The sequence below is a fragment of the Fischerella thermalis PCC 7521 genome (assembly GCF_000317225.1).
GTDB lineage: Bacteria > Cyanobacteriota > Cyanobacteriia > Cyanobacteriales > Nostocaceae > Fischerella > Fischerella thermalis.
In genome coordinates, this window is record NZ_AJLL01000036.1 from 1 (window position 1) to 13,807 (window position 13,807).

At 38.4% G+C, this 13,807-nt stretch carries 11 protein-coding genes; 6 read left to right on the forward strand and 5 right to left on the reverse strand.

The features are described from left to right. Window positions 1-202: 202 nt before the first annotated feature. The gene (locus UYK_RS0108485; protein ID WP_016871260.1) at window positions 203-991 is read left to right on the forward strand and encodes an HAD family hydrolase; all 789 of its coding nucleotides are present in this window, start codon (window positions 203-205) and stop codon (window positions 989-991) included. A 48-nt stretch (window positions 992-1,039) separates the two neighbouring features. On the opposite strand, the gene UYK_RS0108490 is transcribed toward UYK_RS0108485, so the two are convergent. Together UYK_RS0108490 and UYK_RS0108495 are read right to left on the reverse strand one after the other, a co-directional pair. After that, window positions 1,040-2,044: a glycosyltransferase family 2 protein gene (locus UYK_RS0108490; RefSeq protein ID WP_026086407.1), complete on the reverse strand. Its 1,005-nt coding sequence runs from the start codon at window positions 2,042-2,044 to the stop codon at window positions 1,040-1,042. A 384-nt stretch (window positions 2,045-2,428) separates the two neighbouring features. Further along, the gene (locus UYK_RS0108495; RefSeq protein ID WP_009756645.1) at window positions 2,429-3,595 is read right to left on the reverse strand and encodes a glycosyltransferase; all 1,167 of its coding nucleotides are present in this window, start codon (window positions 3,593-3,595) and stop codon (window positions 2,429-2,431) included. Between the two features lie 679 nt (window positions 3,596-4,274). Between UYK_RS0108495 and UYK_RS0108500 the strand changes: the two genes are divergently transcribed. The 4 genes from UYK_RS0108500 to UYK_RS0108515 all read left to right on the forward strand — a co-directional run bounded on the left by UYK_RS0108500 (window position 4,275) and on the right by UYK_RS0108515 (window position 8,276). Further along, window positions 4,275-5,324, forward strand: coding sequence for an amino acid ABC transporter substrate-binding protein (locus UYK_RS0108500; protein WP_009756644.1), 1,050 nt, complete (start codon window positions 4,275-4,277; stop codon window positions 5,322-5,324). A 167-nt stretch (window positions 5,325-5,491) separates the two neighbouring features. Next, window positions 5,492-6,409 (forward strand): amino acid ABC transporter permease, encoded by a 918-nt coding sequence (locus tag UYK_RS0108505; RefSeq protein ID WP_009756643.1) that lies wholly within the window; start codon window positions 5,492-5,494, stop codon window positions 6,407-6,409. A 4-nt stretch (window positions 6,410-6,413) separates the two neighbouring features. After that, entirely contained in the window at window positions 6,414-7,433 is a 1,020-nt protein-coding gene (locus tag UYK_RS0108510) for an amino acid ABC transporter permease (RefSeq protein WP_009756642.1), read from the forward strand. A gap of 102 nt (window positions 7,434-7,535) precedes the next feature. Continuing rightward, window positions 7,536-8,276, forward strand: coding sequence for an amino acid ABC transporter ATP-binding protein (locus UYK_RS0108515; protein WP_009756641.1), 741 nt, complete (start codon window positions 7,536-7,538; stop codon window positions 8,274-8,276). A 556-nt stretch (window positions 8,277-8,832) separates the two neighbouring features. Here the strand turns inward: UYK_RS0108515 and UYK_RS0108520 are convergent. Next, the gene (locus tag UYK_RS0108520; protein ID WP_146004540.1) at window positions 8,833-9,546 is read right to left on the reverse strand and encodes a hypothetical protein; all 714 of its coding nucleotides are present in this window, start codon (window positions 9,544-9,546) and stop codon (window positions 8,833-8,835) included. Window positions 9,547-9,790: 244 nt separating this feature from the next. Beyond that, entirely contained in the window at window positions 9,791-11,950 is a 2,160-nt protein-coding gene (locus tag UYK_RS0108525; RefSeq protein WP_009456253.1) for a Tex family protein, read from the reverse strand. 249 nt (window positions 11,951-12,199) lie between these two features. Here UYK_RS0108525 and UYK_RS0108530 point away from each other — a divergent pair, with 249 nt between their 5' ends. Continuing rightward, window positions 12,200-12,643 carry a DUF4278 domain-containing protein gene (locus UYK_RS0108530; RefSeq protein ID WP_009456251.1) on the forward strand — a complete coding sequence of 148 codons (444 nt, stop codon included), beginning with the start codon at window positions 12,200-12,202 and terminating at the stop codon, window positions 12,641-12,643. Between the two features lie 133 nt (window positions 12,644-12,776). On the opposite strand, the gene UYK_RS0108535 is transcribed toward UYK_RS0108530, so the two are convergent. Further along, a complete protein-coding gene (locus UYK_RS0108535; RefSeq protein ID WP_009456249.1) occupies window positions 12,777-13,664 on the reverse strand; it encodes an aspartoacylase in 888 nt (295 codons plus the stop codon). Between the last annotated feature and the right edge of the window lie 143 nt (window positions 13,665-13,807).

Consider the following 13,807-nt stretch of genomic DNA (forward strand, 5'->3'; position numbering starts at 1 on the left):
TTTCAAATTATTTCGACGGTCCAATATTTTTTTGTAAGGGCGAACACCGTGCAAGGCGATGCACACTGATGGTTTATCTGTGTTCGTTATTTAGAAGTTTTTTGTCTGGCTAGGATTTATTTCGATGAATTCATATAAAAATGCGAAATTTGAATTCATGAATACGCTAAGCTGACAACAGCAACATTAATCTCAAAAAACAATGGCAAACATTCCCTCAATTCTTGCCCTAGACTTTGATGGTGTAATTTGTGATGGGTTAATTGAATATTTTGAGGTAGCATGGCGTACTTATTGCCAAGTGTGGTTTCCTAGTCACGAAACGCCACCAGATGGTTTAGCTTCTCAATTTTACCGACTCAGACCCGTAATTGAAACAGGTTGGGAAATGCCTATTTTAGTTAAAGCTTTGTTAGAGGGAATTGCAGAAGCAGAAATTCTCCAAGATTGGCATAGTATTAACCAGAAAATTTTGCTAGCAGATCATCTTAATGCCAGAGAAATTAGCATAAAATTAGATAAATTACGCGATGAATGGATTGCTACAGATTTAGAAGGTTGGTTGAGTTTGCATCGATTTTATTCAGGTGTAATTGACAAACTTAAAGCTACTATTACCACTACAACCAAACTATATATTATCTCCACGAAAGAAGGACGTTTTGTTCAGCAATTATTGCACCAAGAAGGGATAGAATTAGGATCAAAAGAAATTTTTGGTAAAGAAGTGAAGCGTCCTAAATACGAAATTTTACGAGAATTAATTCAATTACACAAAGTACCACAAGAAACAGTCTGGTTTGTGGAAGACAGATTAAAAACATTGCAACTAGTAGACCAACAATTAGACCTCAAGGAGGTAAAACTTTTCCTCGCAGATTGGGGTTATAATACTCCCTTAGAAAAAACTACAACCCAAAATGATCCACGGATTCAGCTATTATCACTTTCCAAATTTGGGCAAGATTTTTCCAAATGGTTAGTAGAATAAATTTTGTGCAAGGATTTTGCTAGCTATTCAATTTTATTGGCGGACTAATCAGCTACTAACTTGCACTATTTTCTTAATTTGTGCAAAAGGTTTTATTGTAAAACGGACAATCTTGCGAGTAAAAATAAAAGAAAAGACAAGTCTTTCAGACTGACGAAAACCACAAATATTTTGTAGAAAAACATAAATTGTTTTTCTACTTTTGTTCTTAAAGTCTGGGTAGGTGATTAAAACTTCTTCGATTAACTTAAAGTATAGTTTAAAATAGTTATGCTTCAAAGCTACTCTAGACATATTCAAATAGCATTGAGCTATAGCATAACGATATTTATCATCAAGTTTATTCAACTTCAAGAGCTTATTTTCTGCCTTTTTTAAAACTATAGAGTGGTTTTGAATCCAGCGGTTTGGGGAGGAACTAGAGACTGTGACATAGCCATAGCGTCTGTAAACTGAATAGCAACCTGGTTGATATAGGACTTTAGCACCATTAATGACAACTGATAAGAAAAAATCTCTATCTTGTGCAGCTGCTAATTCTTTATCCCAGCCACCACTTTTTTCTACAGCTGTTCTTCTATAGAGTAAAGAAGCAAGAGCAGTCCACCAATCTACTAGTAGAGATTCAAGAATGTCTGCTTGTTCTCCCGGAATCTCTATTTTGTCTAAATAATTTGTTCCGTCGGGTAAATGATGCTTGTATCTCCAATCGCCATAAACAACATCCACCCCCGTTTTTTCTAAAAAGCGTACTTGCCTTTCGATTTTTTCAGGTAAGATGTAGTCGTCTGCATCCAAGAACTGAATATATTCTCCCTTTGATAAAGCAAAGCCGAAATTTCTGGCGTGATTTCCTCCTTGATGGGAGCAATTTTTCCAGATAATTTTGTCACCATAACTTTTGATAATTTCCAAAGAGTTATCAGTTGAACCATCATCAATGACAATAATTTCAATATTAGGATAAGTTTGTTGCAAGCAGCTATCTATGGCCTCTGCCAACCATCTAGCGGCATTAAAGCAGGGTATAATTACCGAAATAAGCTTTGACATTTTTGTTATCCTCTAAAGTTTGAAAAAAATAAGTGAGGTCATGACGATGGAAATGGCAGTTATTTTTTCCCATCTGTCTGAATCTGACTTGTTTGATTTTTCTTGATCATCGGAACTATTTTTTCTCAACGAACATTATTTCCGATATTTTTACAATTTTTTTTTTCAAAAAAGTAGAGAGTTTAGATTTTTTTAAAATAAAAATAATTTACTACTGTCGATAGAACACATAAGAATAAAATCATGTTATTTACCTCGTGATAAAAGTTTCTGTATCCTGAAAATAGTGAGCCGAATCGCTTTCTACGATTCGGCTGACGATGGAATTTGATTGCTGGACTACTCACTTATGAACTTGCTCTTGTTTGTTGATTCAACAAATCATCAACAAACCAAAAATTCTTGTTGTAACCGCTTTTGAAAAGCTTCCATACCAAAATTAGCGATCGCCATTTCTCGTAACCACTCACCATTACAACGTTGATCTTCGCCTTTGAGGATTTCAATACAAGCCGCAGCTACAGCATCAGGATCGCGGTGTGGGACTCGCCATCCGAGTTTACCATCCTGCAATGGTTCGGCTGAACCATCAGCATCACCAGATAGCACGGGTACACCACAAGCCATTGCTTCTAAATAAACAATACCAAACCCTTCCTGAGAAGGCATAATGTAGGCATCAGCGAGGCGGTAGTGTTCCACGAGTTCTTCTGTGGGTACAAAACCAGCAAACACAACGCGATCGCTCACTCCCAAATCTTGTGCTAACTTGGCCAGACGGGGTTGATCATCACCACGACCTATTACTAAATATTTCACTTGTGGAAAAACTTGAGCAATTTTTGGTAGGGCTTGAATTGTAATATCTACACCTTTGTAAATATCACCAGACCACAACCGCGCTACAGTCATTAATACTTTCGCTCCTTGTAAACTATAGCGCTCTATTAAATTAGCTGCTTTGTCTCCAGGTGTGAGGCGATCGCCATCTACAGCACAGGGTAAAATTTTGACGCGATCAGGATTAAGATGATTGGCTCTACAAGCAACTTCACGAGTATAGCGGCTGATTGTCCAAACTTGTGCTGCTTTTTGCAGACTAGATTGCATCAACTTTGGTAATGGTTGCCAAACTTCCTTACCATAAGTGATCACAGTATAAGGAATTCCCAGAAATTGACACAGCACCCCTACCAAAGGTGCTAGCTTGATATGACCACAAAAAACATGCTGGGGTCGCTGGCGGATAAGATGAGTAAGTAATGCGATCGTGATTTTTGCTCGTCCTAATAGGGGAGAGGAAGATTTAAAATAATGAAACTGGCAACGATCAGATGCAAAAGGATTTGTGCAACCAGGAGCATCGCGTAATATAAATATATCTGCATTTATTGGTTTTGTTAATGCCAAATAAGCTTGAAAAATATCCTTGACATAAGACTGAATCCCACCTTCACAGGAAAAAATTTCCAAAAATACGAAAGCGTGATTAATAGGGGTATTTATTGATTGGCTTAAATCTAAATTTTCTTGATTTTGAGAAGTTAGCATTTTTGTTAATGTTGTGATTACTAATAAATAGCAGGGTTAAGTTATATTATGTCCGCCTATATCGGTAATCAGTAATTGGGGTACTACCTATATAGTTGCGATGGTTAAAGACCACTCGCAAAATATTTCTTTGTAACTAATTTTTGACAAGTTTATATACAAGTGATTTACATAAGTGGTATTACTTAAACTTATAGCAATTCTTAAAAGTGTAGAGAGGTGTCACTGCAAGTTTCTACAATACATAGTTCGTAGTAAGCACTTAAGTACTTACTACAAGCTAAGAACATTTGTGTTTTCTGCTGAAGAACTTCTAGGTCACCCTTGAGAGTGAAAACCAGTACACTCCAACATACCATCTGAAACTTTGCACAGCCAATTTTTAGATATGGTCATCACTAGCATATGCAATCGCAAAATTCAGATGTGGAATAGTGTTTACCTCACTGATTTTTCTATAAAATACGTTAAATCGATAGATAATTAGTATTTACCTACGATCAAGAATCTTTTCATGGGTGGGGGTAAAAATCAAGTGCTTATATTCAGACTATTAAATCAGTGAACAGGCAATAGGCAATAGGCAACAGGAAAGAAGTACAGTGGGTAGTGGTTGCTGGAGGGAATCTTACCTAAGTGATAAAACTGATAACTGTAATAGAAGGAGATTACAAAATTAATGTTGATGCGTAAATGGTATAAATGGAGTTTATCGCTATTGGCAACTCTTCCTCTAATTTTGTCAATGAGTGCTTGTAGTAGTAGATCGGCAGTAAGTAATAGCCGCTTAGATACAATCAAAAATCGTGGCAAACTGATTTGTGGAGTCAGTGGACAATTGCCAGGATTTAGCTATGTCAAAGCCAATGGCGAATATGCAGGATTGGATGTAGATATTTGTCGAGCGATCGCAGCTGCTATCTTTGACGATCCGAAAAAAGTCGAATATCGCAATTTAAACGCCAAAGAACGCTTTACCGCCGTGCAAACAGGCGAAGTAGATATCCTCAGCCGTAACACCAGCTGGACTATCAGCCGTGATACCTCTGTGGGTTTAGAATTTGCACCAGTGGTGTTTTACGATGGTCAAGGCATAATGGTGCGTAAAAATAGCAACATTAAAAAGCTAGAGGATCTCAAAGACAAATCCATCTGCACCCAAACCGGAACCACCAATGAACAGAACCTTAGCGACCAAATGCGGCAAAAAGGGATTACTTACAAACCATTAGTTTTTGAGGATGTAAATACTACCTACGCAACCTATGAACAAGGTCGCTGTGAAGCTATCACCTCCGACCGTTCCCAGCTAGTTTCTCGGCGCAGTACCTTCTCAAAACCTGATGAGCATGTAGTGTTGGATGTAGTACTTTCCAAAGAGCCTTTGACACCCGCCGTCGCCAATGGAGATTCTAAATGGTTCGATGTCGTTAAATGGACTGTGTATGGTTTGATAAATGCAGAAGAATTAGGTGTAAATTCACAAAATGTTAGTCAATTAACCAATAGTAGCAATCCAGAAATCAAACGGCTTTTAGGAACAGAAGGAGATTTGGGAAAAGGAGCAGGTCTTTCCAATGATTTTGTTGCCAGAATTATTAAACATGTGGGAAATTATGGTGAAATTTACGAACGTAATTTAGGGAAAAATTCAGAGTTAAAACTAGATAGAGGACTAAATAAACTCTGGAATCAAGGTGGAATTCTTTATGCTCCGCCATTTCGGTAATTTATGAGATAAGGAGATGGGGAACTCGGGGCCCCCACGACCGATAGGGAGTGGGGATTAGGGGCAATGGGGAGGTGGGGGGAGTAGAGAAATTATTATCAACCACTAACCACTAACTACTAATTTGTCATAACTGCAACCCACATCAAGCATTAATCCAAAATCGAATGACTCCTATTTGGTATAATAGAAAGTTTTGGGCTATTGTCATCCAGCTAGGTGCTGTTTTTATCGCAGTTGCGATCGCACTACAGTTATGGATAAACCTGACAGATAATTTACAGCGACTCGGTATTCAATTAGGATTTGATTTTCTCAATTCCCAAGCGTCTTTTGATATCAGTGAAACTCCTGTTGCTTATCAGGCTTCTGACCCCTATCGTCGTGCTTTATTAGTAGGTCTACTCAACTCTCTACGGGTGATAATTTTCGGGATTATCTTCGCTACAGTTGTTGGTATTACTGTAGGAATAGCACGGCTATCTGATAATTGGTTAGTAAGGAAACTGGCTTTAATTTATGTGGAAATTCTCCGTAACACACCTTTGCTACTACAGTTGTTTTTCTGGTATTTTGCGATATTTTTAAGTTTGCCAAAATCAGCAAACACAAACTCCTTTTTAGGGTTAATTCAAGTTACTAATCGCGGAATTATTTTGCCTTTTGGTGTTCAATTTTCTCCAGAATTATCAACATTAGCTCTTGGATTAACTTTGTATACAGGAGCTTTTATTGCCGAAATTATTAGAGCTGGTATTTTATCAGTTCCAAAAGGACAATGGGAAGCTGCAAAAGCATTGGGTTTTAAATCAGGATTAGTATTGCGTTTAGTTATTTTTCCCCAGGCTTTACGGCTAATTGTTCCACCATTAACAAGTCAATATCTCAATTTAGCCAAAAACTCAAGTTTAGCTATAGCGATTGGTTATCCTGATATTTATTTTGTAGCTTCTACTACTTTTAATCAAACTGGTAGGGCTGTAGAAGTGATGCTGCTAATTATGATTACCTATTTAACCATCAGTTTAGTTATTTCATTCATGATGAATTTGTTGAACCAGACTGTGCAGCTTAAGGAAAGATAAGCAGATGGCAAATCGAAATATTCGTAAATGGGTGAGAAAGAATCTTTTTAATAGCTGGTACAACAGTCTTTTGACTGTAGTTTGTATCTGGCTGCTAATTTCAGTAATTACAAATATTATTAACTGGATATTTAACCAAGCCCAATGGTCAGTGATTCAAGCTAATTTATCTTTATTTTTAGTGGGTCGCTATCCTGCGGAACTTTACTGGCGACTATGGTTAGTACTGGCTATTATTTTGAGTCTTTCTTTGGTGTCATGGGCAATTTTTACACAGCGTCTTTCCAGTCGTTTTAATACTTTTTTACCTATAGCATGGGCGCTATCTTTTCCAGTAGTTTTGTGGTTAATCGGGGGTGGTGTAGGATTACAACCTGTAGATACTAATTTATGGAATGGCTTACTGCTGACTCTCGTCACTGCTGTCATCAGCATAGTACTTTCCTTTCCTTTGGGTGTTCTCTTAGCATTAGGGCGTCAGAGTAAATTATTTGTAATCAAAAATTTTTCTATTCTTTATATTGAAATTGTGCGGGGATTGCCACTGATTGGCATTTTATTTTTAGCTCAGGTAATGCTACCGTTATTTTTACCAATAGAATTTCGATTAGATCGAGTTCTTAGAGGTATTGCGGGTTTAACTCTTTTTAGTGCTGCTTATTTAGCAGAAAATGTGCGTGGAGGATTACAATCAATTCCTCAAGGTCAATATGAAGCAGCAAAAGCCTTGGCGTTGAATACTCCCTTGATGATGTTACTTATTATTTTGCCGCAAGCTTTACGAGCAGTGATTCCGGCTTTGGTCGGACAATTTATCGGTTTGTTTAAAGATACTTCCCTATTATCAATTGTGGGATTATTAGAGTTAACAGGTATTTCCCGTTCAATTCTGGCACAACCACAGTTTCTGAATCGTTATGCTGAAGTTTATTTATTTGTTGGTTTGCTTTATTGGGTATTTTGTTATGCAATGTCCTTAGCTTCTAGACGATTAGAAAAGCAGTTGGGAATTGGTAAAAGGTGAAAGAAGGCAGAAGGTAGAGGGCAAAAGGGAAAATGCTTTACAGAAAAACTCTCATTTTAGATGATTTTACATTTAATTGTGTCCACATACTTAATATAAAAGATGAATATACAAGAGCCAATTATTGTTGCCCAAGATGTACATAAATGGTATGGCAAATTTCACGTTTTGCAGGGTGTCAGCCTGACAGTAAACCGAGGAGAGGTAGTAGTAATTATGGGTCCTTCCGGTTCTGGAAAATCGACTTTTATTCGCACTTTTAACGCCTTAGAAGACTATCAAAAAGGAAGTATAGAAATAGATGGAATTGCTTTAACAGATGATTTACGTAACATTGAGGCAATTCGGCGGGAAGTAGGGATGGTGTTTCAGCAGTTCAACTTATTTCCGCATCTGACAGTGCTACAAAATATTACTTTAGCGCCAATTTGGGTACGTAAGCGATCGCGCATCAAAGCTGAAGAAGCGGCGATGCAGTTATTAGAGCGAGTGGGAATCTTGGAACAAGCACATAAATATCCAGGACAACTTTCGGGAGGACAGCAGCAACGGGTAGCGATCGCCCGGGCTTTGGCAATGCAACCCAAAGTTATGCTGTTCGATGAACCAACCTCTGCTCTCGACCCAGAAATGGTACGTGAAGTGTTGGATGTAATCAAGACTCTTGCTGCGGATGGAATGACGATGGTAGTTGTCACTCACGAAGTCGGGTTTGCTAGGGAGGTAGCTGACCGAGTTATTCTCATGGATGGAGGTGTAATTGTAGAAGTAGCCACACCCTCAGAGTTTTTTCAAAATCCCCAGCAGGAACGTACCCGCAAGTTTTTATCCCAAATTCTTTAATCTCAAGTCCGGCTAATTGCTTACGATATAAAGCTGAGTCGCAAAGCCGATCACGTTAGGGATCTGAACTATAGTTCAAAATGAAATAGGCTGCCGCTGCTAGAGTGAAAATGCCAAATAGTATCCAGGATCATAAGGCGATCGCAACAATTAAAAACCGATTGTGCATATAAGCATATTACTCTAGCTTTGACATTTCCCATCGCGATCGCATCCTGTTCACTGGGATTTGGGGGTATCAATCGGGCGGTCAGATCTATTCTAAGACTTTCTCTTCACTTTTCCCTTGCTTTTTCAGTAGAGGCTAGGATCAATTAAGTGAGCGATCGCTATCACTTTCTGCTTCCTTTTTGCGTAGGTCTGTAAATATTGCATCCAAATCGTAGTTGAAAGACTTGGCATAGTCTTCTCAAATTCGATGGATTTCTTCAACACTCTCATCTATCCACATGATCTAATTTCCCATGCAAATCTTAATCCAGCAGCAAACAAACCTTTAATTGTCATTAATTAACTGATGTGATCATTCAGTCTTCCTCGACTTAGATGACACCTTCTAAAAATTTTCAAAAACAACCCCGTGCCTAGATTCAAGCTTGATTTTCAAGGCCTCTCTATTTGCTATCATAACCTCAATGTTCTGGTTCTGCTTGTTGATAAGAGCTAAATTATTATTCCATTCATTCTTAATTTGATTTGCTTCTTCTGCCAAAGCTCTAGGCACAGCAAATCTATCTTTTTCGTTAAATAAGAAGACAATTATTCCAACCCCCGCAGTTTCATCGGAATCACGCTTTTTGACAAATGCATTCCAGTTAGATATTATATTTGCCTGGTCTTGTAAAAGTCTTGCCCTATTTCTATACATTGCAATAGCATTGGCAGCTACTTCTGTTAGTTCTGGATCAACATCTACAGCAGACAGTTGCACCAGCCGATCTGCTAGTTGTGTGTTAAGAGATGATAGAGCAGTAGAATTTTCCACACTATATTCACCCAGTGGCTCAACAGCTACTTTGTAGCTTTCTAAGGAACTCTTCCAGCTTTTCCAATATCTAAGAGTTGCTTCAGCAGTAAGATTTTTTTGAGCTTCAACTGGTTCTGTGCGAGGTTCACTTGGAACTTGACTAGTTTTTCCACCTGGATTAATTTGTGGTTCTGGACTAACTTGTGACTCTCTAGATCGAGATGAAGATAAATTACCATTGCAGGCAACAAGTCCAAAAATAGCAGCAGTACTGAGAACTATACAGATAAAACGGTTCATCATCTTTACCCAGAACAATTGTGAAGTTAGAAAAATAAAAATTGACAGTGAGAATGACAAAGCGCCCTAAACCTAAGCGATGGCGTGTACTGGTACAGCTAACCCAGGAATTTGCGGTCTAAGTATACTATTATGCGGAAAGTTTCGATATGCCACGCTAAGCGTTTAGGTAGAGAAAAAAATTACAAGCATATTTATAAAAATATCGTAGCTGCCAATTTTTATACATGATTTGAAAATTGACAATTTACTGCTTCACACCCTTCATCGACAAACCAATCCGCTTCAATTTCTCATTCACCTCCATAACTCGCACTTTCACAACTTGTCCCACTTTCACGATTTTTTTGGGATCATCCACAAATCTGTCCGCAAGTTGAGAAATATGTACTAAACCATCCTGGTGTACACCAATATCCACAAACGCACCAAAGTTAGCAACATTTGTAACAATACCTTCTAGTTCCATCCCCACTTTCAAATCAGAAATTTCTTTAATTCCTTCTTGGAAAGTGGCATACTTAAACTCGGCACGGGGATCTCTACCTGGTTTTTCTAGTTCTTTGAGAATGTCGCGTAGGGTTGGTTCACCAACTGTTGCGGTGACGTATTTTTTCAAGTTTGCCTTTTTGAGTTTTTCGGCAATTTGCGTTACCTGTTGTAAGGGTACATTTAAGTCTTTGGCGATCGCTTCTACTACTGCATAACTCTCCGGATGCACGGCGGTATTATCCAGGGGGTTTTTGCCGTTGCGAATCCGTAGAAAACCCGCCGCCTGTTCAAAGGCTTTTGGCCCCAACTTGGGAACTTTCAGCAGTTCCCGACGATTTTTAAAGGCTCCGTTTTGGTTGCGGTAGGTGACAATATTGTTGGCGACGGTGGGGGTAATTCCAGAGACAAAAGTCAAAAGTTCCTTAGAAGCAGTATTCAAATCTACACCGACGTAGTTAACACAGCTTTCGACTGTTTCGTCTAATTTCTTTTTCAGCAACTTCTGATCTACGTCGTGCTGATATTGTCCCACACCAATAGATTTGGGATCGATTTTCACCAGTTCCGCCAGTGGATCTTGCAAGCGGCGACCGATGCTAATTGCGCCACGTACAGTAACATCTAAATCGGGAAATTCTTGTGCTGCAACTTTACTAGCACTATATATAGATGCACCAGACTCATTAACTATAACTTTTATTGGTTTACGTTCCAAAGTCCGCAAAACTTCCGCAACAAACTCGTCTGTCTCACGGGAAGCTGTACCATTGCCAATAGCGATTAACTCTATTTTGTATTTTTCTATGAGATTTTTGAGTATTTGTGCCGCTTTCAGGCGCTGTTCGGCTGCTTGGTGCGGAAATACTGCTTGATATTCCAAAAATTTTCCGGTTTCATTGAGGATGGCAACTTTACACCCAGTTCTAAACCCTGGATCGATCGCCATTGTTGGTTTCATTCCCGCAGGTGCAGACAGCAGTAACTCCCGCAGGTTTGCTTCAAATGTTTTAATCGATTCAACATCAGCGTATAGTTTCTTCTCTGAGATTACCTCGCTGATTAAAGAAGTTTTCATCAGGCGGTTGAAGGCATCTTTGAGCATTTCCTGATAAAAGTTACGGATAGGACGGTGTTTAGAGCGAATTTCCTGGGATTCTAAATAGGAAAGCACCATATCCTCATCAAAGGAAATGTCAAAACTTAACACTTGCTCATTTTCACCCCGACACAAAGCTAGCAGGTTGTGGGGTGCGATATTCTTAACTTTGATTTGATAGTTGCGGTACATCTCAAATTTAGTTGTACCTTCGGGATGTTCATCTTTGACCCGGGAGACAAATATTCCTTCCTCTAGCAGATATTCACGCAGATATGCACGTAACTCTGCTTTTTCTGCCACTTCCTCTGCAAGAATATCAGATGCACCCTTTAGCGCCTCTTGTGCTGTGTTGACTCCTTTTGCTTCAGAAATATACTTCGCTGCTTCTGTTTCCAAGTTCGCGGGTGCAGCATTTTTGGTATTCAACGATTTGATAAATTCTGCTAATGGTTCTAGTCCTTTTTCTCTGGCGACGGTGGCGCGGGTGCGACGCTTAGGACGGAAGGGTAAATATAAATCTTCCAGTTCTGTTTTTTGTAAACAAGCTTCGATTTTCTCTTTGAGTTCGTCAGTGAGTTTACCTTGTTCCGCGATCGCATTTAAAATTACCGATTTTCGTTCTTCTAGTTCTGTTAAGTAAGTATGCCTATCTGCTAACTCGCGCAGCTGGACTTCATTCATTTCTCCAGTGCGTTCTTTGCGGTAACGTGCAATGAAGGGAATAGTCGCACCCTCAGCCAGCAGTTCTAGGGCATTTTGCACCTGATAGGCTTTGAGGTTGAGTTCAGTTGCCAGTAGTTGAGGAATGTTCAGCATTGGGTGTCAGTCAGAAAAGCTACTCCATCAAGGTAATACCTTAGATAGCTTTGATTATGCAAGCGTATGATGTTAAGCTAATGTGTTAGACTTTTTTGGAATCATTATTAACGGTGTTGTAGTCTATTGAGTAGCGCATTGTGGCTTAAAAACAACGTGAGTTATAATTACTACACGCCTTTAAACTTCAGCCCAATATTAGAACACTAAAAATTAGCGCTTCTGGTTTAGTTCAGAGGTGAAAGAAAAATGCCCCTGTTGTTTTTGATACCACTTTTTACTGGTCTAGTAACTGCCTATATTTTTAAGAAAAGCACCGATGAAATCGGGCAGATTATAGGTGTAGTAGCCGCTGTTAGCCTAGTTTTAGGCTTGATTTTAGCGCCTTGGCAAGTACAGCTTTTGTTACTGGTAGTCGTTCTCGTTAGTACCAAAAAACTATTACAACAAAACGAGTACAAACTGAAGCAGCAGGAAAAAGAACAAGAACAATTCAACAGTGGTCATCACCAGGAAGTAATTAGTTCCCAAGCTGCAAAAATTGAGCATGAAGCAACACACAAGTATCGTGGTAGTTACTACCAAGCAACAGATGTAAGTGTTGAAGTTCAAGAGGGAGAAATTATTGGCAGATATCGTGGTCTTCCTTGGAGAATGCATCAAGTAGTCAATACACCCAGAAGCATGGAGTAACTACTCACCTGCTTCAAGGAAAAATAGGTGTCTGAACAATGGAAGCAAAATTACCAGATACCAGACAAAATCGGCTGACGCTGAAGCGCGGCAATAGTTGATTTCGGCGAAAATAGACTAAAACAAGTATAAGTTATTCACCAAAATCATCTGAGAGAGTCACCTGCTGCTGAATAGTTAAACACATAGCGATTTGTTTCTCAAGATAGGCAGCTTCAGCAACAAAAACAGGATAACAAGTAGAATTTCCTTGATAGCTGATTTCCTGTCCATCAAATCCCAAAAACATAGGAGAATTGGGGTAAAGCGGCTCATAATCCTTAATTTGAGGTGCAATCATCGCTTTTAATTCTCCTTGTTCATCTCTTGGATAGTCTATTGTTTCTAGCTGTTTATAAATAAAAAAACTATTATAAATCGGCTGTTTGATTCCCTGGTTATTATTTTGTATATAATCTAATATCTGACTAAGCACTAATTCTGTTTGTAAGAAGAAATATCCATTTAAAACACCTTGGGGAACTGAACCTACTTCTATTGCTAATCCTAATTCACAAAGACTCCTAAGATAAGAGGGTTTTTGTTTTTGTGAATATTGTAGTATTTTTACTAATGGGTTAACTGTACTCAAATAGCCAGCTAGGCGTAGCAAGAAACAATTATCATTATTCAAAATAATTGTGACTCCCATATGAGCAGTTGAACTGTGTAGATCGATAATAAAGTCAACTTTTTCTTGATGCAAATACTGAGCAATTTGTTTGGCTCGCATTTGTTCGTAATTAATGAGCTTCGGATTTTGTAAATCTTCAGGTTGAAAACATCGATTTAAGTCGGTATCTATATATCTTATACAAACTTCTACAGCTTTGGGATTAGCTATTAAAGTGAGAGTATTAAAATTTTCTCGTTCAATCAGATGAGGAAATTTTTGAAACTTTTTAATCAGGTAAACTCCAGTTAATTCATTACCGTGAGTTCCACCAACAATAGCAACTTTTTTGATTAATTGATGAGGCATAACATACTCCCTTAGTGATTGTTAAGGTAATAATTGAATTGATTGTTTTTTTAACTTCATTTAATTATGTTGTTATTATAAATAAGGTTTTAGTATCATCGCTAGCATACATTGTGCATAGTAATATATAAAAAATCATATAT

What these genes read in the sequence shown, in the direction of transcription:
- UYK_RS0108485 (WP_016871260.1), top strand. Translation starts at nt 203, where the DNA reads ATGGCAAACATTCCCTCAATTCTTGCCCTAGACTTTGATGGTGTAATT.
- UYK_RS0108490 (WP_026086407.1), bottom strand. Translation starts at nt 2,044, where the DNA reads ATGTCAAAGCTTATTTCGGTAATTATACCCTGCTTTAATGCCGCTAGA.
- UYK_RS0108495 (WP_009756645.1), bottom strand. Translation starts at nt 3,595, where the DNA reads ATGCTAACTTCTCAAAATCAAGAAAATTTAGATTTAAGCCAATCAATA.
- UYK_RS0108500 (WP_009756644.1), top strand. Translation starts at nt 4,275, where the DNA reads ATGTTGATGCGTAAATGGTATAAATGGAGTTTATCGCTATTGGCAACT.
- UYK_RS0108505 (WP_009756643.1), top strand. Translation starts at nt 5,492, where the DNA reads ATGACTCCTATTTGGTATAATAGAAAGTTTTGGGCTATTGTCATCCAG.
- UYK_RS0108510 (WP_009756642.1), top strand. Translation starts at nt 6,414, where the DNA reads ATGGCAAATCGAAATATTCGTAAATGGGTGAGAAAGAATCTTTTTAAT.
- UYK_RS0108515 (WP_009756641.1), top strand. Translation starts at nt 7,536, where the DNA reads ATGAATATACAAGAGCCAATTATTGTTGCCCAAGATGTACATAAATGG.
- UYK_RS0108520 (WP_146004540.1), bottom strand. Translation starts at nt 9,546, where the DNA reads ATGATGAACCGTTTTATCTGTATAGTTCTCAGTACTGCTGCTATTTTT.
- UYK_RS0108525 (WP_009456253.1), bottom strand. Translation starts at nt 11,950, where the DNA reads ATGCTGAACATTCCTCAACTACTGGCAACTGAACTCAACCTCAAAGCC.
- UYK_RS0108530 (WP_009456251.1), top strand. Translation starts at nt 12,200, where the DNA reads ATGCCCCTGTTGTTTTTGATACCACTTTTTACTGGTCTAGTAACTGCC.
- UYK_RS0108535 (WP_009456249.1), bottom strand. Translation starts at nt 13,664, where the DNA reads ATGCCTCATCAATTAATCAAAAAAGTTGCTATTGTTGGTGGAACTCAC.